Origin of the sequence: Bradyrhizobium sp. SPXBL-02 (assembly GCF_051853065.1) — a bacterium.
GTDB lineage: Bacteria > Pseudomonadota > Alphaproteobacteria > Rhizobiales > Xanthobacteraceae > Bradyrhizobium.
The window spans coordinates 2035423-2058410 of sequence record NZ_CP182474.1; the positions used below are offsets into that span (position 1 = coordinate 2035423).

The window sequence follows — 22988 nt, forward strand, 5'->3', positions numbered from 1 at the left end:
CAGGCCTACTATGCAATTTCTCATGACCCAGTGTTTCCGGACGCCCTTCGTGCGCTCGTTGAGCGCTATCGGAACGATGGCCGGCTCGCGGACGCGTTCCGGGACCCGGAAGTTCTCCGAACGGTTCGTGAGTGCCCCCTAACCAACTTACCCTTTTTCCTTAAGGACGTGCCCGAGCATACTCGGATTCGTCGTATGCTTGCGGGCTATTTCACCGTCCGACAGGCCGCAGAGCATCGCGCTGCGATCGAGCGGATCGTCGCCAGCCGTCTCGATGCGATGGAGCGACTACAGCCGCCCGTTGACTTGGTCGAAGTCTTCTCGCGTCAAGTGCCATCGTTAATGGCTTGCGAAATGTTCGGCATACTGGAAAGTGAGCGTGACGTTTTCGAACGGCTTACGGGACTCGCGCTAAATAAGGATGCGGACTCCGAGAACATTCTAGAGACGAACGAAGAGTTTCGTGCGTTTATGAGGAGTGTATTCGCCCGGAAGCGAATGCAGCGGTCCGATGATATATTCAGCGAGTTGGTCCGCAGCCGCGCGTTGACCGATGAAGAGCTCGTGGCTACCGCCGTCACCCTGCTGCAGGCAGCTCACGCGGCGATCGCCAGGACTATGGCATTTTCGGTTTACATGCTCCTGAAAGAACGAGAGCGGTGGAACGTGCTCAGGACCAAGCCGGGCTCGATCGGCACAATTGTCGAGGAGCTGCTGCGCCACGCGATTGCTGCCCAGCTTAGTGTCCGAATGGCTCTGGAAGATGTGGAGCTCGGTGGCACCGTCATCAAGGCCTTCGAAACTGTGGCGATCTCTTTCTCAGCAGCGAATCGCGATCCTGCGGTATTCGCCGAGCCTGACCGGCTGGATTTAGCGCGACATGAAGCTGGGAGGCATCTCACGTTCAGCTTTGGCATTCACCAATGTCTCGGCCAACACTTCGCGCGACTGGAACTACAGATCGCGCTCTGCCAGCTCGCGCAGCGTTTTCCAAGCCTCAGACTTGCGGTGCCAGCCGAAGATATACCTTGGCACACAGATCGGGACATTTACGCGCCGGACAGGCTGTCCGTTACTTGGTGATGCGATGGTGACGAGAGTCATTGCAGACCGGGACCGATGTGTAGGGGCAGGCATGTGTGCGCTCACAGCTCCGCATCTGTTCGATCAGGACAAGGGTGGTCGAGTACTGCTGCTCGCCGAAAGCGCTATAAATGGGGCGGAGCTCGAGGCTGCTCGTCAAGCGGTCGCGTTATGCCCATCAGGAGCATTGTCGCTCCGTGACAAACCTTAGATGTAAGGACCGGCGAACCGCGCGTGAGTGTGGCAGCGCCACATGTTCGGCCCGGCGCGCGGCCTAGTCGTTGGACGTGACCGAGAAAATGGAAGGAGTTCGCGGATGCGGATCGAAGTTGATAAGGAAAAGTGCGTGGGCGGTGGACAATGCGTGCTTGCCACGTCGGAGGTGTTCGACCAGCGCGATGAGGACGGTGTTGTTGTGCTGCTCACTGAGTCGCCACGCGCCGAGTTGCACGAGAAGGTTCGGCTGGCGGCGGCGCTGTGCCCCGCTGTTGCGATTCGAATCATTGAGTGAACAGCAGGCGCGATCCAGTCCTTGTGCTCCGTTGTGGTTTGACGCCGCTTACGGCCTAGCGTCGTCATTGGCAAACATCTTAACATGCCGCCAGGTGCAAGAAAGCGTTCCATGAATCGCTTTCATAATTGGCTCGTTTAACTCCTCGGAGCGCATGAGATTGGTGGGCTCGCGAGCGCGGCGCCCACCAAGCAAAATTTAGTGGAGAGAAGAGGACATGGGTAGCTCTTGTGGTAGGCTCCTGCGGCTATTCCGATGACGGACGGCCCGGTGATTATCGTCGGCGCGGGCCATGCGGGATTTCACATCGCCGCGTACTTACGCCAGTTCGGATTCAAGGGACGCGTCTATCTTATCAATGGCGAAGCGCATCCGCCATACCAGCGGCCGCCGCTCTCGAAAGCTTACGTCAATGGCTCCGTAGGTCCGGAAAGCCTGCTGTTCCGGCCAGCTAGTTTCTATCACGAGGGAAGTATAGACATCATTCAAGGCCGTGTCGTCGCGATCGATCGCCCGCACCGAAAGCTGTTGCTTGCGTCCGGCGCGTCGTTCGACTACGGCCACGTCGTGCTGGCAACGGGCGCGCGCAATCGCCTGCTCGACCTTGCGAACGCCGATCTGCCAGATGTAAGATATTTGCGCACCCTCGATGAAAGCGAGGCCTTGCGCAGCGTTCTTCCATCCAGAAAGCGCGTGGTAATTATCGGCGCGGGATTCATCGGGCTTGAGTTCGCCAGCGTCGCGCGCGACAAAGGTTTGGAGGTCGAGGTGATCGAGCTCGCGCCGCGCGTCATGGCGCGCGCCGTGACGGCCGAAGTATCGGACTACTTTCAGACTGGGCACCGCGAGGCTGGCATCCGCATTCATCTCGGCGTGCATGCCACCAGCATTGAGGCTGATGGAACCAAGGTCACGGGCGTTTCGTTGAGCGACGGCCGGCATTTGGCGGCCTGTTTGATCGTTGTCGGTGTGGGCGTTCTGCCAAACATTGAGCTCGCAGCGGAAGCCGGTCTGCCGGTCGCGTCAGGCGTCGTCGTCGACGAGTATCTATTGACCGCCGATCCGAACATCTCGGCGATCGGGGACTGTGCACTGTTCACCTGCTCGCGATTCGGCGACTCACTGCGGCTGGAGTCAGTGCAGAATGCGATGGATCAGGCGCGCTGCGTGGCTGCCCGCTTGGTCGGGCACAAGAAACCCTATGACGGTCAGCCGTGGTTCTGGAGCGATCAAGGAGATAGCAAGTTGCAGATTGCGGGATTGATAACCGGTTATGATCAGGTTGTTCTGCGTGGCACTCCAGCGCGGAAGGCGTTCTCAGTGTTTTGCTACAAGGCCGGCAAGCTTGTTGGCATCGAGTCGGTCAACCGCGCATCGGACCACATTTTTGGCCGTCGAATGCTTGGAATTGGCCGTTCACTCGCTCCAGAGAGAGCAGCGGACGAGAACTTCGATCTTAACAGCGTGCTAGCCTAGGCATCAATTGGCTACAGCGCTGAGTTATTTCATCGGACATTGGGGCTCCGCCCATCCGGCGGATGCAGCAGGGCGGGGGCGCCGGCAAGCGTATCTCTGTACCGAACGTCGTTGACGAATTCCGCCGAAGGGACGCGGACGAGGCGGTCGCTGGCACGCACGGCAGCGAGGTTCCTTTAAGCGGCGACGAATAGGAAGTGCGAAAACCGTCGTTGGCGGGCTTAGCCAGCTGAGTTCTCTCACCCGCTGCAATCCTTCGCTCTGATGACGCTTTAACGTTGGCGCCCAGAGAGCGGTCCCTAGCCAAGAATAGCCACGGTAATCGCCGGATCAACGGATCCGATTACCTGGTAATTGGCAACGGATGATAATTACACTCGCCTTCAAGGTCGAACCCGCGCTTATACTTCCGCTGGCCCTGCTGGTGCAGGAAGCCTTGCGCGATCCGCACGGCGGCGGCCTCTATGTGTTCCTTGGCAAGAGCGGCAAACTGATCAAGATCCCTTGTACGATGGGCTCGGTATGTCGCTCTATGCAAAGCGGCTGGAGCGCGCGACGGCTGATGGCGTGGTGACCATCACCCCAGCCCAGCGTGGCTACTTGCTCGAGGGTATTGACTGGCGGATGCCGCAACGCACGTGGCGCCCGCAAGCGGCTGCGTGATCGCTGCAATTTGAATCGATGGCAGGAATGGCAGTCCGGACAGGGACCGCGTCTTGTGATTCTGGTCGGCGATGGGCGCCGCTGGTTCTCTCCCGGACATTGTGACCACCCTGAAAGGCGATGCTGCGCGCCGAGCGGGCAGCTCGCCTGGCCTCGGAGGCCGAAGCCCAGGCGCGGACATTGCTGATCGAGAAGCTCAAGCTCACCATCAAGAAGCTGCGTCATGAGCAGTTCGGTCAGTCCTCCGAGCGCGGCGTATTGCTGGACGAGCTCGAGCTGCAGCTCGCCGACCTGGAGGAGAACGCGGCGCAGGCCGAGACCGCGGCAGAGGGCCGCAGTCGACAAGATTACGGTGCCATCGTTCGAGCGCCGCAAGCCGGTCCGCCGGCCGCTGCCGGAGCATCTGCCACGAGAGCGCCTTGTCTATCCGGTGCCTGCTACCTGCCCATGCTGCGGCGACAGCCGGTTGCGTAACATCGGCGAGGACGTGACCGAGACGCTGAAGCTCGTTCGGCGCCAGTGGAAAGTGATCCAGCACGTGCGCTAGAAGCTCGTCTGCCGGGCGTGCGAACGATGACCCTGAACGTTCCTTGCTCTGCGCTCGGCCATTGAGCCGATTATCTGCCAATTCAATCCGAACACCGGGTGAGCAGCAAGTAGCTCTGGTACCGCGAAGGGACGACTCTATCGGCACGTCCCAGCCGCAGCAGAGGCAACTTCGGCGGTCACTCGCTGACTGGATCCAACCCTTGCCCAGCTCTCAAGTTGGAGTTCAGTTCGTTTGGGGCCGAAATCGATGTTCTTCACGGCCGACGATTTCGTCCGAAAACCTATGCCCTAGCAACGTCGAGCAGTAACCCCGTTCCATAAAGAAGCCAGACGGCGAGTATGACAGTAACAGCCGACGAACACGACTCCTAAATTCGTCAAGACGATCTCCGAGGCTGACGGGTGAACCCAAGGACGTTCCGTGGACCCAGCCAAGAAGATCCTCGATATTCCAGCGCGCCTCGATATCGTGACGAAGCTCTGTGATTTCGCCGAAATTGGAATCACGAAGTACTTCTCGGTGAGGGGTCCGCTGCACGGGTAGTCCCGGCCAACTCCCTCCCCAGAACTCAATGAGGTCGTTCATCAATGCTTTCCTCCATTCTCCAGGTTCCGAGCGATCTAGCTTGGGATAGATGACCGCGACGCAACCGCCCGGTTTGATCATTTTGTCCAACTTTTGCAGGACCGCCTCTCGATCCATCCAGTGGAAGGAGCCCGCAATTGTTGCGATGTCAAATGACGATATTCGTTCGTCTAGGTCTTCCGCTCTCGAAACGAGAAAATCTATATTCGTGACTCCCGCTGCTTCTGCCATTCGCTTCCCTTCTACGACCATTTCATCACTTGGATCGACGAACAGTACGTCCGCGACCCACCGGGCCAAGGGAATAGCGGCCTGTCCCGTGCCGGCGCCAAGATCGATTGCGCGACTTCTTGTGGTTAGCCCGCAGACCCTGACCAAGGATCTGAATAAGTCTTCCGGATAGGTCTTCCAGTGCCGGGCATAGTAGGGCGCGCTACCACGGAAGGCGTCACTTGCTACGGTCATCCTCGCTTCCTTACATCTGGTCTAGGTTATTGCACTCGCTGCTCAAGGGGAGCGACCGGCCAAAGCCACCAAAGGTGCGATAGCGGAAAATTCCGGTCGCGAAGAAACACTTGCGCTGTCCGTCGCGAAGTTCAATGATCGAGCCTGGTAGTTGACGGGCACAAACTTTGGAGAACGCCTGCTAAAGGTGCTACTGCATTAACCGGCTGCCCGCATAATTGCGAGGTGTTCGGCATTTGTGAGGATAATGGCGAGGAGCGCGGCGCGGAGAAATTAAACACGGTGTCCTTTCCCCGCCGGCTAACTCAGCTTGCAGTTCGCTTTGGCCAAGAAGGCCAGAGTACGAAGCGCAGTCCCATTACGGACGAGCAAAAGATCGGGGTTAAAGAAGCACGAAGCTGAGTTTGTGCCCAATTGCCTCAAGCATGGCGTTAGCAGATGCCAGCTTCTGGAATTCTAAGGCGAAAGTCAGACTTAGATGTGTTGCAAGCGAAGCCGCTGAAGAGCTGGTCGACGAGAGCGTGGAATTCAGCTCTTGGCCGACGCCATGCTGGACAATGCCGCCTTGAAGGACTCTGCTGCCATAGAAATGGGGATGTCCGCTGCGAAGATGAAGACTGACGCCCATGGCGTGGTTGTCTACCGGGGCGAGCGAACGGCGGGATTGTAAGGTCAACAGCTGATGCCGCACAAATATGACGTATAAGGCGGACGGTTGCCTGCTTGTGGCCGAAGGATCTGAGCTTCTGGCATTGGTTCGACCGGAAAAATGCGGATCATCGGACTAACCGAACAAATTCTTAAATGCCTTTACGGCGCTGAAATTGGGCTCCAAGTCAGGCCAATTGCATCAAAACAAACGAACGCTCGTTATAGAAGCAATGGACCAGTGAAACCGAGGCCTTAAGGGGCTAGATGCCTCAGACTTTTCGCGACGCTAAGTGTTGTCGCTCAATGCTCTTCGTCCCGGGACACAAGCTCGATTGGATGTTAAAGGCGCCCAAATATGGCTCCTATGCTCTGATCCTCGGCTTGGAGGACTCTGTAGAGCTAGCTGAAAAACCGGCGGCTCGCACTGCGGTTGTGCACGCTATCAAGTAGCTGCGCGCTAAGCCCATTGGGTTGTTTGTGAGGCTCAACGGGTGGCGAGCTGGGGTGCATGCTGGATGCCCTAACTGCACTGGTCATCGGAGTGATGCTCTCCAAGACCGGATCCGGAGGATGTCGCGCGCGCTCGATCTTGTTCTTGGGGAGCTGGAGCGGTCGCGGGAGCTGCCTCTCGGCGAAATCGAGATTTGCCCGTACGCCGAAACTGCCGTAGCTCTACCCCATCTGCATGGCGTCCCAACGCGTTAAGCGGGCGCAGCATGCGGCCCAGGGCCGGGTGAGGACCGGCCCGTGCTCTTGGCCTGCGACTTGATGAAGAATCCGACGAGGCCATTTCATTCGTCTGCGCGGCTGGTAGCTCTATTCCTTCTATGCCCGGGAGGTGGAGTGCATCGGCAAGGGCAAGGCCGCCACGCCCTACGAGTTCGGAGTGAAGGCCTCCATGTCAATATCGCAGGGCTCCCGGCGACTCCAGTGCCGGCTGGCCCTCGATTTTGCGGCGGATGTCGCGCATGATCCGGCCGAGCCGACTGCGCAGGATACGCACTGTCGCTGATGCCGCCTGAACTGTTTGCACGTAGCGGGAAGCCATCATCGTCGCGGCCTTGGCCCGCGACAATAGGATTGCCGCAGCCCGACGCCGTGTGTGCTCGTGTTCGCGCGCTGGTAGGGGAATTCCGTCGTGTCCTGAACAAGGAGGATCGGGCCTCTACAATCATCGTAACGCGCGCGTCGCGGGGAAGTGGCCGCTGAGGACTTCGGCCTCCTCCACGCGCTCGTTGGCGAAGAAGAGGTAGGCCGCCTTCGTGTTCGCCCAGTCCTGGCACATGAACTGTTCGACGGCACTTATCACCATCATTCGGACGACCAAGCAGCGACACCCCGTTCTGCTTATACACATCAAGGCAACCTTGCTTCAGATGCCCGACAATGAATCACAAGCGATTCATCCAATTCTTTTCCGATCAGGACTGCCGCCATCGGATCAAGCATTTGTGGGTAATTGAAAGTTTCGTCGCAGGCTTACGACTTTCGAAGCCAGGCATTTGACGCACAAGTAACATTCGTCCCAAACGAATCTGTGTAATAAGTATCAATCAAGAATCCTGATTGCTCAATCAACTGGAAGCCATCGATAATCTCCCTATTTGCGTGCACAGGATTGTCTTCGATTACATAGTAATCTCCTGACACCAGAAAGTTGTTGAGGTAAGAAAAGATCGAAAATATTTGCACGTGAGCGTCATCGATCACAAGCCAGGGATGAGGTAGCCTCATCAGCAAATGTTCATCGAAGTTGGCGACATCAGAAAGGTCAATTTCATGAAAGGTAAGTAGTGGATGCCTAATTGCATCCTCATGGACACATTTGGTACGCAAATCGAAGGAGTGAACTTCACCCGGCTTCTCACAAAGCACAGACATATTATCAGCGAACCACAGTCCGCTGCCACCCTGATATGAACCGAGCTCTAGAATTGTCCTTGGCTGAAGTTCCCAAACGAGCCTTGGATACACAGCCAGATCAAAAGGAGTCTTGAGAAGTATCAGCCCTCTGTAAGTCTGCGCCAAGGCTCCAGCTTTTGTGTTGCGTTTGAGAGGGCTCCACGGGTAGATAGAGGTCATCCACCACCGATCAGATGGCTTTGCAAAGCGGTCAGAATGATCAGCTTCGAGGACGGCGTTCATTCCATCGAAGATCGGCTGATTTAGATTTCCGTCGAGTCCGCCGGGTCTCAGTTCATCGGGGTAGTTATTGTGGATGGCATCACGGAAGGCTTTGTATCCGGAAGCGAGTTTCATGGAAACTATTTCCGCTTTGTATGGGCCTACTCATCCAGCAAGCGGCGTGCCACTCCCGGGTCCCGCTTGAAAGGAGTGAGAATCGCACAGCTGCGCGTACGCTCCTTGGAGTGGTTAGCGCGCTTTGTCGGGTTAGGGACATCGGCATCATGAGTCGGACATGGTGGTCCAACAAAAGTTGGCCTGCGACCTGCCCATGCTGCGGCGATAGCCGTTTGCGCAAGGTCGGCGAGGATGTGCCCGAGACGCTGGAACTCGTTCCGCGCCAGTGGAAAGTGATCCAGCACGTGCGCGAGAAGCTCGTCTGCCGGGCTTGCGAAGCGATCACCCAGCCGCCGGCTCCCTCGCACCCGATCGCGCGCGGGCGTGCAGGGCCCAAGCTGTTGGCCCATGTCCTGTTCGCCAAGTACGGCTTGCACCTGCCGCTCAATCGTCAGAGCGACGTCTATCAGCGTGAAAGCATCGACCTCGATGTCTCGACGCTGGCGGATTGAGTGGGAGGCTCCGCGGCAACCCTGATGCCGCTGGTTGACGCGATCCGGAGCCATGTCTTTGCGGCCGAACGCATCCACGCGGACGACAGTGTGCTGCAGAAGCACACGGAAAGGATGATCGAGATGATCTGAAAATCTGTGTGCACAAGCTGTGGCAGCGATGAGGGTGGGCCCCTCGGGATCGACTTTCAGGAGTGGGTCCCAAATCACTTCAAGCGGCTTCGCTTAAGAGGCGCGGTCGTGAGCGTTGAAGCCAACGGTCGGGAATACCCGAACGGATAGGCGTCCGAGAGACGAATGAAAATGAACCCGCCGATGAACCGTCGTAACGTGGAAATCGTCGTCAAAACCAGAGGTGTGTCGTCCCTCTGGGATGAGCCCGCCGGAAGCCTGATGACCGGGCGGGCGGCGACCGGCGTTGAGGGGGCGTGAATCGGATGCAGGCGCTGCCGCGGAACTGCAGGAACCAGTCGCTCCGATGGAAAGGGAGAAGCACAAGCGGAGAAGACCGCGAGGCGAGATTACCAACGCGGAGCACTGGGACGGACCGATCCGTATTAGCGACGAAGGCTCGTAATGGGGCCGGAGCAAAGGGATCGGATCAGGAGGGCTGGCCACCGGCGCAACTGACAACAGGAGGACGACGGTGAACCAGCCGAGCAAACCGTTCAACATCGACAAGAGAGAGGTGTACGAAGCATATCTGCAGGTGCGATCCAATGGTGGCGCAGCCGGTGTCGACGGAGTGACGATTGAGCAGTTCGAGTCCGACTTGAAGAGCAATCTCTACAAGATTTGGAATCGCATGAGCTCAGGCGTTTACTTTCCGCCGCCTGTTCGCGCCGTCTCCATTCCAAAGAAGAGTGGGGGCCAAAGGATCCTCGGGGTGCCCACTGTGGCAGACCGCGTGGCACAGACGGTTGTCAAACAACTAATTGAGCCGGCTCTCGACGCAATCTTTCTGGCGGATTCTTACGGCTACAGACCCGGTAAATCGGCTCTCGATGCCGTAGGCGTAACGCGACAGCGGTGCTGGAAGTACGATTGGGTTCTGGAGTTCGACATCAAGGGACTGTTCGACAACATCGACCACGAGCTTCTGCTGCGGGCCGTCCGGAAACATGTGACGTGCGCATGGGCGCTGCTCTACATTGAAAGATGGCTGACAGCGCCGATGGTGCAAGAGGATGGAACGATAATCGAGCGAAGCCGCGGTACCCCACAAGGGGGCGTGGTGAGCCCGATCCTCGCCAACCTCTTCCTGCACTATGCATTTGATCTCTGGATGGCACGGATGTTCCCCGATCTCAGGTGGTGTCGGTATGCGGATGACGGGTTGGTACATTGTCGGAATGAGATGGAGGCGCAAAGCGTTCGCGAAGCGCTCCAGGCTCGGCTGGCGGAGTGCTGCCTGGAACTGCATCCTACGAAGACGAGGATCGTCTACTGCAAGGACGACCGACGCCGGGGCAAGACTGAGACGGTTATGTTTGACTTTCTCGGTTATTGCTTCCGGCCGCGATCGGTCCTGGGGACGCGTTCGCAGAGGATGTTCTGCGGGTTCACTCCGGCGGTCAGCAAACCAGCGCTGAATGCCATGCGAGCGACGATCCGAGGCTTGAAACTTCGCAAGCGAACCGAGGTGACTTTGGACGATATTGCCCGCGAGCTAAACCCGATGGTTAGGGGGTGGATCGCTTATTATGGGCAATATACGCGTTCAGCGCTCTATCCTTTGGCGCGCTACATCAACCAGACGTTGGCTATCTGGTTGAAGCGAAAGTACAAGCGCTTCCATCACCGCTTGGGACGCGCACGTCTCTTCCTGGAGAAGATCGCGCGTGAGAACCGCAGGCTCTTTGTGCATTGGCAACTCGGCGATGACGGCAAGCTTGCCTGATGGGAGCCGGGTGAGGCGAGAGTCTCACGCCCGGTTCTGCGAGAGGCTGGAGGTGAAATCCCTCCGGCCTACTCACCCCACAGTGCCGGTCCTGGCCAAAGGCAAGACCCGAAACGGCAGGCTCTGGACCTATGTACGCGACGATCGTCCGTTTGCCGGGCCAGATCCGCCAGAGGCCGTGTTCTTCTACTCGCCGGATCGTGGCGGTGAGCATCCGGAGCAGCATTTGACCAGTTATGCCGGACTGATGCAGGCCGACGCTTATGCAGGGTCCAGCAAGCTCTACGAGGCCAATCGCAAAGCAGGCCCGATCGTCGAAGCAGCGTGCTGGGCACACGGCAGGCGCAAGTTCTTCGATCCCGCGCGGCTCAGCAAGGCGCCGATCGCGGCCGAGGCGGTCAAGCGCATCGATGTCCTGTTCGCCATCGAGCGCGAGATCAACGGTCTTGCTGCACAGGAGCGTTTGCGTGTGCGCCAGGAGCGTAGCCGCCCTCTGATGGTCGAGCTGCAGGCGTGGTTGCGCGCGGGCGGCCGGCGTGCAGCTGCCATCTACAACCTCATCGCTACCGCCAAAATCAACGACATCGACCTCAGGCTTGGCTTGCCGACGTGCTGGCGCGCCTGCCGGATCACCCTGCCAAGCACATTGACGAACTGCTGCCTTGGAATTGGCAGCCCCAAAGCGTCGCTCACGCCGCTTAAGCGAGGTCAGCCATCCAACAAAACGGCCCAGCCGGGGCCCTCGCCGGATGCGTACGCACCATCGCGGCACCCTGTTGCTTAGCCGCCTTATTCGGCACGAAGCGCATGGTCGTTCAGGTCACCGCTTCGCTGATGGCCTGAGCGTCCGCCGCATCCGTCTTTCCACGCTTGACGAAGCGTTTGACATAAGCCGTCTGAGCCAGACCGCATGACGAGAGCTGCGATCTCGCGTGCCCAATAGTGGGCGCACCGCGTGCCTCCATCCCCCCAGGCATGCTGGCAGCTTCTCAAAGACGCAGAACTTCCGGCGCCGTAGCTTTCCTAGGTTTTGTGTGAGGCTGGGCCGAGGGGATATGGGCTGAAGCGAGAGATCGCAGCGCTTTGCCATGAATGTGCTGTCATTGCCTCGTCCCTAATTCCACACAAGCCGGGACGGCATAGCGGATTGCCCTGGCCAGTTTTGATTTGCCGGAGATCCGCCGCAAGGTCTGCTGCCAGAGGTCGAAAGATCCGCGACGATCGCCGCGGAGGGTTGCTGGCGCGCGGCAACGCGTGCGTTGGGGCGTTGGCCACGCACAGTCTTCTCGACCCGCCAGAGCTTTGCCATCCGTTCGACTGTCGTCGTTGCCACTTTCGACCTTCCTGCAACATGCAGCTCGTAGAACTTGCGCCTGCTGTGTGACCAGCAGCCAGCCAAGTTGATGGCATCATTGCCGCGATCGGGGCGAGCCAACTTATTATAGGCGGCATAGCCATCCACCTGCAGGATACCGCGATAACCATTGAGATGGCGGACCGCGCATTGGCCGGCGCGGCTGAAAGCGATACGCCACCATCGGCGGACCGCTGCCGTAAGTGGAGATCCGGACGAAACGTACTCCTTCGAACGAGTTGATGCCAACACTATCACGTTCGAGGCGAAAAGGGCGGGTAAGCCCATGGGGGAGGGGTTCGCTCACGCTCTCGCTGGACGGGAAGATCCTGACTGTCTATTTCAAATACACGGACAGCAATGGGTTCTGCACGACAACGTGGGCGTATACTACAAGCAGGAAGCTTGATTCGATCGCCGGTGGTTCATCGTAACCATTGTCCGGCGCTGTCGGCTGGCCTGCCATCCAAACCAATGAAGCGCTTCCCCCGATTAATACTGACCGTGCGGCTGCGCAATTTGCTTTGCAGATGCGGTGCTCGTCGCGCAGCTCATACTCCAGCTTGGGCACGAAACATAGCATCTGCATAGAGGTAGCCTGGCATCTTCCCCACGGCGGGCCATACCGGCTCAGCCGATCTGGATGTGGCTTTTTTGCCGGCTAACTCAGAATAGGGCTCCTTCGGTATGGCACTCGATTTATCGCTCCGAGTCACCGGCAGAAACTTGAGCCACGCACACCGCGTCGCGACTAACAAGCCTTGCAACAACACGACTCAGCCAAAGGACATGCAGCATTCCTGCGCAATATGGTTGGCGCCTACATCAAATCTGCCTTGGCGTAGGGCAATTTAGCGAAATCTCGCGCACATTTTTGATATGGTTTTGGCATGCTCGCCGGTGGCGTCTCAGGGCGTTTACCCGCTCACTCGCGTGGCGGGCCAGAGAGGGAGGTTTATGATTATGACAACTCTGCCGCCGTCCAACCCCAGGCGCTCCCAACCGGTTCGCCTTCCGGCAGAGCGTGAGTGGCTCGATCCGACGAGCGAACTCAATAAGCTGCGCGAAACGCAGCCCCTTAGCCGGTTTCGGTTTCCCGACGGTCGCGCTGGCTGGCTAGTGACGAATCAGGAGCTCGCACGCGCAGTGCTGAGTGATCATCGTTTCACTCGGCTTGGGGCGCAAAGTTTGCCCCCGGGGGGGAGTTTCACCCAAGCCTATTATGCAATCTCCCATGACCCGATATTTCCGGAGGCCCTTCGCGCCCTTGTTGATCGCTACCGGAGCGATGGGAGGCTCGCCGACGCGTTCCGGGATCCCGAAATCCTCAGAACGGTCCGTGAGTGCCCCCTAAGCAACTTGCCCTTTTTCCTTAAGGACGCGCCCGAGCACACTCGGATTCGACGCGCGCTTGCGGGCTATTTCACGGTCCGACAGGCCGGAGAGTATCGTGCAAGGATAGAGCGAATCGTTGCTGGCTGTTTGGACGCGATCGAGCGGCTCCAGCCGCCGGTCGATTTGGTTGAGGCATTCGCGCGTCAAGTCCCATCGTTGGTGGCTTGCGAAATGTTTGGCATACCGGAAAGCGACCGTGATGTCTTCGAGCGGCTTACGGGCCTCGCGATAAGCAAAGACGCCACCTCCGACGGTAGTCTAGAGATCAACGAGGAGTTTCGTGCGTTTATGAGGAATGTATTCGCGCGGAAGCGCGCGCGACCTAGCGATGATATTTTCAGCGAGTTGGTCCGCAGCGGTAAGCTGACCGATGAGGAGCTCGTGGCTACGGCCGTTACCCTGCTGCAGGCAGCTCACTCGGCGATCGCCAGGACTTTAGCATTCTCCGTCTACATACTCCTGAAAGACCGTGATCGGTGGAACAAACTCAAGACCCAGTCAGCGCCGGTCGGCGCCATCGTTGAAGAGCTGCTACGCTTCGCTATCGCTTCACAACTCAGTGTCCGGATGGCTCTGGAAGATGTGGAGCTTGGTGGCACCGTCATCAAGGCCTTCGAAACTGTGGGCATCTCATTCTCAGCAGCGAACCGCGATCCTGCGGTCTTCGCTGAACCTGACCGGGTGAATCTCACGCGCCAGGAAGCAGGGAGGCATCTCACCTTCAGCTTTGGCATTCACCAATGCCTCGGCCAACACTTCGCACGACTGGAACTCCAGATCGCGCTCCACCGCCTTGCACAGCGTTTTCCAGATCTGGATCTGGCAGTGCCGGCCGAGGATATACCTTGGCACACCGATCGGGACATCTACTCGCCGGAAAAACTGCCCGTGACTTGGTGATGAGATGGTGACAAGAATCATTGGGGGTCGGGACCGATGTGTAGGCGGAGGGATGTGTGCGTTCACCGCTCCGAACCTGTTCGACCAGGGGCAAACAAAGTCGAGTTCTTCTGCTCACTGAAGGCGCTGTCAGTGACGCCGAGCAAGACCTCGCTCATCAGGCGGTCGCGTTATGCCCATCGGGAGCGTTGTCGCTCCGCGACAGCTATGACGATACCAGACCCGGCGAACCGCACCTCGATGTGCCAGGGCCACCCAACGACCGGCCCGCCTAGCAGCTCGATCAGATATGAGAGAGAAAATGGAAGCTGCTTGCGAATATGCGCATCGAAGTTGATAAGGAAAAGTACGTGGGTGGTGGTCAATGCGTGCTAGCCGCGTCGGAGGTGTTCGACCAAGCGCGACGAGGGCGGCGTTGTTATACTGCTCAATGACACACCTGGCGCCGAGTTGCACGAGAAGGTCCGGCTGGCCGAGGCGCTATGCCCGGGCGTTGCAATTTGACTCATTGAGTGAACGGAAGGCTCGACTGAACTTCGTTGGGGCTGATGACCTTTGAGACGCGCCTCATCGGTCAACGGGTGAATCAGCCCAGTCGGTGTGCAGAGGGGTTTGAGGTGGTCCCGGTTGTCTGAACAGCAATTCCGCCTCGATGAGTGGAGATTCTGCCAAAGTTAAGCGGCAGCGCGGAACGGCAGCGGGTTGAAGTAAGCTTGATCCGGAGTGCCGCCGTCAAGGCTCGAGTAAGGACGGCGGCCACTGTAAAAGTCGAGATCTCAGAGATCGAGACGCGGGCATCGGACACGGTGTCGTAGGCGCAGATAGAGCACCTCATATTTGAGGCCGCGCCACAGCCGCTCGACGAACACGTTGTCGCGGCAGAAGCCCGGCCGTCGATGCTGATGGCGATGCCGTGACTGGCGAGCGCGCCGATGGCCGCTATCCTCTAGAGGATGTTGGAGGTGCGCCCAGCTACGCCGACTAGCTCGATGCCAACAGCGACCCCCACCCATCCAGGAACAAGAAAATATGCGCCACGGGGCCCGAGCAGTTCGATCCCAGCGTCATCGATCGGCAAGCGCTTGAGGCGGCCGTCATCGCATCCCCGGAAACATAGAAAGAGGGACCGCAGAGCTGCCCTTACACTTTTGGCGCCGGCACATAAGGGTCGTGCTTCGGGTGCTTAGAACGGTAGGCGGAGCCCAGTGCGCCGAGTGATGCCGCATTAGCGCGCCCTGGTAGCCGACGTCGTTCCACCGCCCAACCTGCGCAATATTCAATCATCGCCAATGACAATTGCGCGTCCTAGCCATTGCCGATCGAAGTCACACATTGAAGGCGCGAAAACTAGAAATGCAGGATGACCGCACCTAGTCGGTGCCGTGACGCGGCAAATCTGCTTTGCTACGGGCCAAATTGGCGGAATCAGGCGCAAGCCTTTTGTTACAATATTTTTGATAAAGAATAATTCAGAGAAGGGGGCCGTCCGTGAGTAAACATTTCACAGAAATATCTCGACGGGCCGTCCTTGCCGGCACCGCCACTCTTTTTGCAGCGCCAATGGTGCTCGGGACTCGTCGCGCCGCGGCCAAGTCCGATTCAGTAACGACATGCAATTATGGTGGATCCTATCAAGAGGCCACCGTTAAAGCGGTGTACGATCCGTTCACCAAGGAAACGGGAATCAAGGTCAACATTATCCCCGCCCCGGGACTCGACCGGATCATGGCCTCACAGCTCACGGGTAACGTCGACATAGATGTTTGGCTCAGCGGAAGCCAAGACACCGCTTCCGGATCCAAGCGGGGTTTCTGGGAGAGCCTGGATCCTGCACTATTCGATCTCCAGGATATGGTGATTGAGCCGAAAAGCGACTACGTGGCGTTTGAAACGTTCGCCCAAGGCATTGCATGGGATCCGGCGAAGTATGGCCAAGGCAAGCATCCGGCGAATTATGCCGAATTCTTCGACATGAAAAAGTTCCCCGGGCGCCGTGTGATTAAGAAGGGTACCATAGCGCTGGAGCCGGCTCTTCTCGGTGACGGCGTGTCGCCGAAAGACATTTATCCTCTGGACCTGAATCGCGCGTTCAAGGCGCTCGACCGGATCAAGTCGAATACGATATGGGCGCAGACCACTCCTCAGCTGACCTCTTTATTGCAGACTGGAGAGGCGGATTTCGGCAACTGCTACGCCAGCCGGGTCAAATCGACGACCGACTCGGGGGGCGTGCCCTTAGCGTTCTCCTTCGAGCAGAACATAATTGATGTCGATTGTCTTGCAATCGTCAAGGGTGCGCCCAACAAGGAAAACGCGATCAAATTGATCACCTATTACCTGCGCCCTGACGTACAGGCGAGGCTTTATAATCTAATCGCAGTCACACCGGTATCCAAGACGGCTGCAGGGATGTTGTCACCCGAGATGCGAAAATGGCAGCCGGACCCAAATAGCCCCAATAATCTCATCTTGGATGGTGCGTACTGGGCGGATAATTTCGACGCGGTAAGCCGCCGGTTCCTGGAGTGGCTGATGACCTGATTTGCGCATTTCCCCGCCGGCAAGGGTCAACTCGGCTCGTCCCGGAAGCGCGTCAAAGTTGTCCCATCAGGCCGCACGAACCGCCCATGAACCGAACGAGCAGTCTGCGCGCGCAGGCCATATTCATGTCTCCGGCCACTATGATCGCCCTAGCGATCGCGTTGGTACTGTCCAGAATCTTTCGCACTTTTGATCAGGCGACGGCTCCGGTTTCAGAGAGTTGTGGCTGATAGAGCGGTCGCATGTTCATGTAGCATTTGGTCGACCACGCCGTTCCGGCAATGTGCCGCAGCCGGGCCGCCGCTAAGTTGAGACAGGATTGACCGTCGGGGAAGGCGCCGACGACACGGGTTCGTCGCCGGATCTCCTTCATGATGCGCTCGAGCGGATTGTTCGTTCGAATCTTCCGCCAATGGATGTCCGGAAAAGCATAGTAGGCGAGCGTCTCGTGAACCGCCTGCTCGACGAGATCAGCAGCTTTGGCCATACGGCTGGCCCGCAGATCCGCGATGACGGTCCTGGCTTTCTCGTCGGCCGCGGCGCGGCTCTCCTGGGCATGAATGGCCTTGAGCATGTGGCTCACCTCGCGGACCCGGGTCGACGGCACGTGGCTGAAGACATTGCGATAAAAATGCACCATGCAGCGTTGATAGCGTGCCTCCGGCAGATAATCCGCAACGCTTTCGACAAGACCTCGGCACGCGTCGGAAATCACCAGCTGCACGCCCTTGAGACCGCGATCGACGAGATGCCGCAGAAACGAGGACCAGCCGGATTTGTCCTCCTTGGCGCCTTCACAGATGCCGAGGATCTCCCGGAACCCCTCAGCATTGACCGCCGAGGCCACCAGCAGCGACACGTTGCGAACCTCACCAGCCCAGCTGCGCTTCATCACGATGCCGTCGAGGTAGAGATACGGATGCTCGCCTTCGATCCTGCGATTCCGCCACGCCTCGATCTTGGTATAGATCTTCTTGTTCAGGTTCGACACTGTGCTCGGGCTGACCCGGGTGCCCCACAGCGCCTCCGTGATGTCTTCGACCCGCCGAACCGAAATCCCCGCCAGATACATCTCGATCAGCGCCTCCTCAACCGAGCTCTCCCGCCTCCGGTAGCGCTCGATAATCGCCGTCTCGAAGGTTTGCCGCCGTAGCTTCGGAACCTTCAGATTGACGTCGCCCGCCTTGGTCTGCAGCGTTCGCTCGTAGCTGCCTGCCCGCGTGTCCTGCCGCGCCGGGCTGCGCTCATACCGCCCAGCACCGCACAGCTGGTCCGCTTCGGCCTCCAGCATCGCGTTCAGTGTCTCTTCCACTGTCCCGCGGACCATCTCGCCCAGGTGATCTCGAATCCGGGCCTCATCAATTTGGATCACCTGACCCATGGCATTCCCATCGTTCATTCAAAGCTCCTTCATTCTAGAAGAAGCCGTCAATCCTGAAAGTGCGAAAGACTCTGTACGTTATCTCGCTCATGTGTATGTCCATTGTTGCGCAAGCACCAACATGCGTACCCACGCTTCGCTTGTGCTCTCCAAGAGCTAACCACTGAAGATCTTTTGTAACGCGGCAGAACATCGACCATGAAAGCCCTCATTCGCGTTCGAAGGGATTATAGGTGGACTCTCCGTACCAAATGCCGCGTAAATGAGCTCCTTGTGCAGAATTCCTGCGTACCGGCTTCGCTAACGTCTGAGATCCAATTGCCTCGCTGACTGCCTCCCTTTTCCTTGCTGAGGCGGAGCCTGCTGGTGTCAGGGGAACTGGATAGTCGCCAGATGCTTGTCGGGCTTGAGCAGCGCGGAGGCTAATGTTTAGATTGACGAGATCGGCGCCGGAGGTGCTCGCAGCATTGGCGCGCAGTTCAGCGAAACCGGCTGCATCCTCGGTCAGCATGTCCACCGGAATCGCATGTTGGCGACCCCGGACGCTAGTATATCGGCTCGGGCGGATTCCGATAGAAGCCTTCTTCGGCTGGCAGGAAGTGAAGTTGGGCTCGGTTCAGGCAGCAAGCAACGTCTCCACCAAAATTCACCCGCTGCCAAAGCAGAGCTTCATCGGTCAAATCAATGCAACGCTTCCCTTGAAGCAGCGCATCCCCCGCAGCGACGAGACGGTCGCTCGATTGGGCGGCGGCCGTGTTCAGCGATCTCGTACTCGGCAATGGTGGCGGGCAAGCGGGCGCTGCGTACGCGTCCGGTGACGGCCACTGGTTAGGTCATCTTGAGCGGATAGCCGACTGCGCTTATGCGGCCTGCGCGATGTTCTGAGGTCGCCAATTCCAGGGCATGGGTTCGTGGATGCGCTTGGGAGGGTGATCCGGTAGATGCGCCAGCACGTCGGCAAGCCAAGCCTGCGGGTCGATGTAATTGAGCTTCGCGGTTTATGCCGTCCGCCGACCTATGCCGAGTCGGGTCGTTTTCCCCAGATTTCTCGCTGACCGGCGTTTGGTCGGTTCGGCATAGTTCGTTCTGTGCCTCCGCTTTCAACAGCGGAGAACAGGAAGATGGAAGTTGAAGATGTAAGTTGAAGAGTACTTTGGGCCAGAAACCGGCTGTACTGGCGTCTCAGAAGCGGGCGCACGGACAGTTCATCGAGCGCTACGCCACTCGTCTCGCCGAAAAGAGGTTCGTTCGGCACGGCACGTGGCGTTGCCTCAACGTGGTTGGCGGGCTCCTGAGTTGGATTGCGGGCCGTCGCTACAAGCTGGTCGATCTCGATGAGCAGGTCGTTAAGCCGTACCTCCGACATCGAGGCGGGAGGCAGTCTATCGAACCCGGTGACCAAGCTGCGTTCAAGCGATGGCTATCAGTGCTGCGCGAGGAAGGCGCGATCGCACCGTCAGTGCTACCGCCTCTCACCCCGCATGAACGGATCTTCAAGGAGTTGCCGTCCACCTCGGGTCTGGCGCACATGTACGATGCGTCGGTAAAGGGCGGAGGAGCGGACTACTCCGCTGACCACACTCGCTCGGTGTGCGCTCCAGGCATAGCTCAAGGAACGGTTACGGAAAGGAGCAATAGCGTTGTTCCCAAACGTGCACGGGGCCGGCTCAGTGCCGACAGCGTCCAGTCGCTGCTGGGAAAGCATGTTCGTGTCGCTCACAAGAGTTGTCCGTCTTTGAAGGCCAAGGGCGTGTGACCGCATGTGCTGAGGCACAGCGCGGCGTCGACTGCTCCGTGATCGTGCTGTGGCTCGGTCATGAATCGGTCGAGACGACGCAGACGTACCTGCACGCCCACCTCGCCCTCAGGGAAGCTGCGCTGGCGAGGCTTATGCCGTACGAGCGTGGCAAGCGACCCGCTTCAGTCGAACGACCGGATCCACCAGCTCATGTCCCGGAAGTGGCGTCTCAGAACGTTGCTCACGCCACTTAAGCATGATCGTCATCCGCCCGAGACGAGTTAACTAGGGGCAGTCACGGAGGCTTACCGTTCGGTCGTAGCCCGTCCTGTATTAGCAGCACGTCTCCGCGAAATTGGGCCGAGATCACGTCGAGGATCACAGCAACTCAGCTTTGGGGCGCGCGAAATATTCTGAATTCCGCTGTTTCGCGCAGTTTTTCGGCTCCGCACGGCCTGATTAGGGAGTTTCGGCTTCGGAGCCGTGGGTATATTGCAAATACAGGATCGACGCGCCCTATCGCGCAACGAGGAAGCAACGATGGATCTGAACTTTACCGCCGACGAACTTGCCTTCCGCGACGAGGTCCGGGCATTCTGCCGCTCCGCAATCCCCGCGGACATCCGCGAGAAATTGATTGCGGGCAGGCATCCCAGCAGGGAGGACAAGGTGCGCTGGACGCGCATTCTGGCGCAGAAGGGGTGGGCCGTCCCGCACTGGCCGGTCGAGTACGGCGGCACGGGATGGTCGCCGGTCCAGCAGTACATTTTCGGCGAGGAAGTGAGTCAGACGCCGGCGCCGGAGCCGGCAGGTAGCGGCATCAACTTGGTCGGCCCCGTCATCTATAACTTCGGAAATGAAGCGCAGAAGAAGTACTTTCTGCCGCGCATTGTAAACGTTGATGACTGGTGGTGCGAGGGCTTCTCGGAACCTGGTGCTGGCTCCGATCTAGCCTCGCTCAAGACGCGGGCCGTGCGCGACGGTGACCACTACATCGTCAATGGCCAGAAAACCTGGACGTCGTTGGCGCAATATTCAAACTGGATATTCTGTCTGGTCAGGACTGATTTTGAGGCCAAGAAGCAGCGGGGCATCTCATTTCTCCTGATTGACCTCAAGTCTCCCGGCGTGACAGTGCGCCCGATCCAGTTGTACGACGCTTATCCAGAAGTGTGCGAGGTGTTCTTCGACGACGTTCGGGTTCCTGTTGAGAATCTCGTCGGCGAGGAAAATCGCGGTTGGGATTACGCCAAGTTCGTCCTCGGCAACGGGCGCGTCACGATCGCTTGTGTTGGCCTTTCGAAGGAGCGCATCCGGCGCATCAAGGAGCTCGCTTCGCGCACCAAAGTGGGTGGCGAGCGGTTCATTGACAGGGCCGATTTCCGCAAGAAGATCGCCGCGGTCGAGGCCCAGCTCAAGGCGCTTGAGATGACGCAGCTCCGCGTCGTGGCCAACCAATCGAAACGCGAAAAGGGTACCCAGGATCCGGCGAGCTCGATCCTCAAGATCAAGGGTTCTGAGATCCAGCAGGCTACCGCCGAGCTTCTGATGGATGTGATCGGCCCTTACGCGCTGCCTTATCAGTCAGAGGAGGAGTTTCAGCGAGGGGAGGCGTCCATCGGTCCAGATTGGGCCGGACCGATCGCGCCAGCTTATTTCAACGGACGTAAGGTGCCGATCTATAGCGGCTCTGATGAGATCCAGAAGAACATCATCGCAAAGGTCGTCCTCGGCCTCTGACGCTTCAGCAAAGTCATAAGACGCTGACTGCGCAGGTTGTAAGGTTTGAGGGGCATATATGCGGCCCCGTTTTTTAGGAGGGTTTTGTAGTGGATCTTGATCTTTCCGAGGAGCAGCGGCTCCTTAAGGATGGCGTCGAGCGCTTGATGCGCGAGCACTATAGCTTTGAGGATCGCCGCAAGTACCGGGCAGAGAAGTCTGGTTTCAGCGAAGCGATGTGGGCGCGCTATGCTGAACTCGGGCTTCTCGGGCTTCCTTTTTCGGAGGCTGATGGCGGCTTGGCGCCGGGGCGGTCGAGACAATGATCGTCATGGAAGCTTTCGGCAAGGCGCTCATTCTGGAGCCATATTTCGCGACGGTCGTGCTCGCAGGCGGCATCTTGCGGCATGGGGCGAACCAGGCCCAGAAGGCGAATCTCGTCCCCGTAATTACCGAAGGTCGGATGAAACTTGCCTTCGCTTACGCAGAGCCGCAATCACGATATGATCTCTTCGATGTGGAAACTCGGGCGAAGAGGGATGGCGAGGGGTGGGTGCTGAACGGCACCAAGGGTCTCGTTCTCCACGGCGATGTAGCAGACAAGATCATCGTGTCGGCGCGCACGGCGGGGAGCACGCGGGAAAAGGACGGTATTGGCCTCTTCCTGGTCGACGCTCATGCGCCTGGTCTTGTGCTTCGCGCCTATCCCACGCAAGACGGGCTGCGCGCGGCCGAGATCACGCTTCAGAACGTGCAAATCGCGGCAGTTGACGCGATCGGAGACCCAACAGGCGCTTTCCCGATTATCTCTCGAGTTGCAGACGAGGCGGTTGCGGCCCTCTGCGCCGAGGCGGTCGGCTGCTTTGCTGAAATGCACGCCATTACAGTCAATTACCTGAAGACGCGCAAACAGTTCGGCACGACAATCGGTTCCTTCCAGGTGCTTCAGCACCGCGCGGTCGACATGTTCGTTGAACTCGAGCAGTCGCGCTCCATGGCCCTCTGCGCCACCATGATGGCTGGAGAAGGTGATGTGACCGAGCGTGAACGGGCCATCTCGGCGGCAAAAGCGCAGATCGGTCAGTCATCGAAAGCGCTCGGACGGCAGGCCATCCAGCTCCATGGTGGCATCGGTATGACGATGGAATACAGCATCGGCCACTACTTCAAACACGTGACGATGATCGACACCTGGTTCGGCGATGCCGACCACCATCTTCAGCGACTCGCCTTGCTCGGAGGCCTTTTCGGCGAGCAAGCGATCCAACGTTAGGACCGGGACCTCAACCGAAACGAGGCGCCGGCGTCACGCAATACGAGAAC

General features: G+C 58.6%; 18 protein-coding genes and 8 pseudogenes. 17 read left to right on the top strand and 9 right to left on the bottom strand.

From position 1 onward, the window contains the following. Nucleotides 1-195: 195 nt before the first annotated feature. The 7 genes from ACNJYD_RS09350 (at nucleotide 196) to ACNJYD_RS09380 (ending at nucleotide 4280) form a co-directional block, all read left to right on the top strand. A complete protein-coding gene (locus tag ACNJYD_RS09350; protein ID WP_439366100.1) occupies nucleotides 196-1083 on the top strand; it encodes a cytochrome P450 in 888 nt (295 codons plus the stop codon). A 52-nt stretch (nucleotides 1084-1135) separates the two neighbouring features. Beyond that, the gene (locus ACNJYD_RS09355; protein ID WP_439366101.1) at nucleotides 1136-1294 is read left to right on the top strand and encodes a ferredoxin; all 159 of its coding nucleotides are present in this window, start codon (nucleotides 1136-1138) and stop codon (nucleotides 1292-1294) included. A gap of 105 nt (nucleotides 1295-1399) precedes the next feature. Beyond that, entirely contained in the window at nucleotides 1400-1594 is a 195-nt protein-coding gene (locus ACNJYD_RS09360; RefSeq protein WP_439366102.1) for a ferredoxin, read from the top strand. 255 nt (nucleotides 1595-1849) lie between these two features. Next, the gene (locus ACNJYD_RS09365; RefSeq protein WP_439366103.1) at nucleotides 1850-3070 is read left to right on the top strand and encodes an NAD(P)/FAD-dependent oxidoreductase; all 1221 of its coding nucleotides are present in this window, start codon (nucleotides 1850-1852) and stop codon (nucleotides 3068-3070) included. A 364-nt stretch (nucleotides 3071-3434) separates the two neighbouring features. Beyond that, nucleotides 3435-3644 carry a hypothetical protein gene (locus ACNJYD_RS09370; protein ID WP_439366104.1) on the top strand — a complete coding sequence of 70 codons (210 nt, stop codon included), beginning with the start codon at nucleotides 3435-3437 and terminating at the stop codon, nucleotides 3642-3644. Between the two features lie 209 nt (nucleotides 3645-3853). Continuing rightward, nucleotides 3854-4207 carry a transposase domain-containing protein gene (locus ACNJYD_RS09375; RefSeq protein WP_439366105.1) on the top strand — a complete coding sequence of 118 codons (354 nt, stop codon included), beginning with the start codon at nucleotides 3854-3856 and terminating at the stop codon, nucleotides 4205-4207. Nucleotides 4208-4220: 13 nt separating this feature from the next. Further along, complete coding sequence (locus ACNJYD_RS09380; protein ID WP_439367440.1) at nucleotides 4221-4280, top strand: hypothetical protein; 60 nt, start codon at nucleotides 4221-4223, stop codon at nucleotides 4278-4280. Between the two features lie 225 nt (nucleotides 4281-4505). On the opposite strand, the gene ACNJYD_RS09385 is transcribed toward ACNJYD_RS09380, so the two are convergent. Continuing rightward, a complete protein-coding gene (locus tag ACNJYD_RS09385) occupies nucleotides 4506-5333 on the bottom strand; it encodes a class I SAM-dependent methyltransferase (protein ID WP_439366106.1) in 828 nt (275 codons plus the stop codon). A gap of 535 nt (nucleotides 5334-5868) precedes the next feature. Between ACNJYD_RS09385 and ACNJYD_RS09390 the strand changes: the two genes are divergently transcribed. Together ACNJYD_RS09390 and ACNJYD_RS09395 are read left to right on the top strand one after the other, a co-directional pair. Then, nucleotides 5869-6003: a hypothetical protein gene (locus tag ACNJYD_RS09390; RefSeq protein WP_439366107.1), complete on the top strand. Its 135-nt coding sequence runs from the start codon at nucleotides 5869-5871 to the stop codon at nucleotides 6001-6003. 317 nt (nucleotides 6004-6320) lie between these two features. Further along, the gene (locus ACNJYD_RS09395) at nucleotides 6321-6434 is read left to right on the top strand and encodes a hypothetical protein (protein ID WP_439367441.1); all 114 of its coding nucleotides are present in this window, start codon (nucleotides 6321-6323) and stop codon (nucleotides 6432-6434) included. A gap of 460 nt (nucleotides 6435-6894) precedes the next feature. Here ACNJYD_RS09395 and ACNJYD_RS09400 read toward each other — a convergent pair. The 3 genes and pseudogenes from ACNJYD_RS09400 to ACNJYD_RS09410 form a co-directional block, all read right to left on the bottom strand. Continuing rightward, a pseudogene (locus tag ACNJYD_RS09400) lies at nucleotides 6895-7085 on the bottom strand (IS5/IS1182 family transposase); the annotation flags it as partial. Between the two features lie 70 nt (nucleotides 7086-7155). Next, nucleotides 7156-7341, bottom strand: a complete 186-nt coding sequence (locus tag ACNJYD_RS09405; RefSeq protein WP_439366108.1) for a transposase DNA-binding-containing protein — start codon at nucleotides 7339-7341, stop codon at nucleotides 7156-7158. Between the two features lie 122 nt (nucleotides 7342-7463). Then, nucleotides 7464-8243: a CmcI family methyltransferase gene (locus ACNJYD_RS09410; protein WP_439366109.1), complete on the bottom strand. Its 780-nt coding sequence runs from the start codon at nucleotides 8241-8243 to the stop codon at nucleotides 7464-7466. Nucleotides 8244-8425: 182 nt separating this feature from the next. Between ACNJYD_RS09410 and ACNJYD_RS09415 the strand changes: the two are divergent. From ACNJYD_RS09415 to ACNJYD_RS09430, 4 genes and pseudogenes are all read left to right on the top strand, one after another. After that, nucleotides 8426-8833 (top strand): annotated as a pseudogene (locus ACNJYD_RS09415) (IS66 family transposase); the annotation flags it as partial. Between the two features lie 201 nt (nucleotides 8834-9034). Continuing rightward, nucleotides 9035-9169: a hypothetical protein gene (locus ACNJYD_RS09420; protein WP_256436599.1), complete on the top strand. Its 135-nt coding sequence runs from the start codon at nucleotides 9035-9037 to the stop codon at nucleotides 9167-9169. Between the two features lie 214 nt (nucleotides 9170-9383). Next, entirely contained in the window at nucleotides 9384-10637 is a 1254-nt protein-coding gene (ltrA, locus tag ACNJYD_RS09425; RefSeq protein WP_439366110.1) for a group II intron reverse transcriptase/maturase, read from the top strand. Nucleotides 10638-10650: 13 nt separating this feature from the next. Continuing rightward, nucleotides 10651-11339: pseudogene (locus ACNJYD_RS09430) on the top strand (IS66 family transposase); the annotation flags it as partial. A gap of 116 nt (nucleotides 11340-11455) precedes the next feature. On the opposite strand, the pseudogene ACNJYD_RS09435 reads toward ACNJYD_RS09430, so the two are convergent. Together ACNJYD_RS09435 and ACNJYD_RS09440 are read right to left on the bottom strand one after the other, a co-directional pair. After that, nucleotides 11456-11585: pseudogene (locus ACNJYD_RS09435) on the bottom strand (IS110 family transposase); the annotation flags it as partial. Between the two features lie 185 nt (nucleotides 11586-11770). Beyond that, nucleotides 11771-12190 (bottom strand): annotated as a pseudogene (locus ACNJYD_RS09440) (IS66 family transposase); the annotation flags it as partial. Nucleotides 12191-12954: 764 nt separating this feature from the next. Here ACNJYD_RS09440 and ACNJYD_RS09445 point away from each other — a divergent pair. Beyond that, nucleotides 12955-14286, top strand: a complete 1332-nt coding sequence (locus tag ACNJYD_RS09445) for a cytochrome P450 (protein ID WP_439366111.1) — start codon at nucleotides 12955-12957, stop codon at nucleotides 14284-14286. Nucleotides 14287-14960: 674 nt separating this feature from the next. Here the strand turns inward: ACNJYD_RS09445 and ACNJYD_RS09450 are convergent. After that, nucleotides 14961-15196: pseudogene (locus tag ACNJYD_RS09450) on the bottom strand (integrase core domain-containing protein); the annotation flags it as partial. A 578-nt stretch (nucleotides 15197-15774) separates the two neighbouring features. Here ACNJYD_RS09450 and ACNJYD_RS09455 point away from each other — a divergent pair. Then, a complete protein-coding gene (locus ACNJYD_RS09455) occupies nucleotides 15775-16827 on the top strand; it encodes an ABC transporter substrate-binding protein (RefSeq protein WP_439366112.1) in 1053 nt (350 codons plus the stop codon). Between the two features lie 193 nt (nucleotides 16828-17020). Here ACNJYD_RS09455 and ACNJYD_RS09460 read toward each other — a convergent pair whose 3' ends face one another. Both ACNJYD_RS09460 and ACNJYD_RS09465 read right to left on the bottom strand, forming a co-directional pair. Then, nucleotides 17021-18208, bottom strand: a complete 1188-nt coding sequence (locus ACNJYD_RS09460) for an IS256 family transposase (protein WP_370090950.1) — start codon at nucleotides 18206-18208, stop codon at nucleotides 17021-17023. 860 nt (nucleotides 18209-19068) lie between these two features. Further along, nucleotides 19069-19206 (bottom strand): annotated as a pseudogene (locus ACNJYD_RS09465) (transposase domain-containing protein); the annotation flags it as partial. 1280 nt (nucleotides 19207-20486) lie between these two features. On the opposite strand from ACNJYD_RS09465, the gene pimC reads away from it, so the two are divergent. Further along, nucleotides 20487-21686, top strand: a complete 1200-nt coding sequence (gene pimC, locus ACNJYD_RS09470) for a pimeloyl-CoA dehydrogenase large subunit (RefSeq protein WP_439366113.1) — start codon at nucleotides 20487-20489, stop codon at nucleotides 21684-21686. An 89-nt stretch (nucleotides 21687-21775) separates the two neighbouring features. Beyond that, nucleotides 21776-22938, top strand: a pseudogene (locus tag ACNJYD_RS09475) (acyl-CoA dehydrogenase family protein). Nucleotides 22939-22988 lie beyond the last annotated feature (50 nt).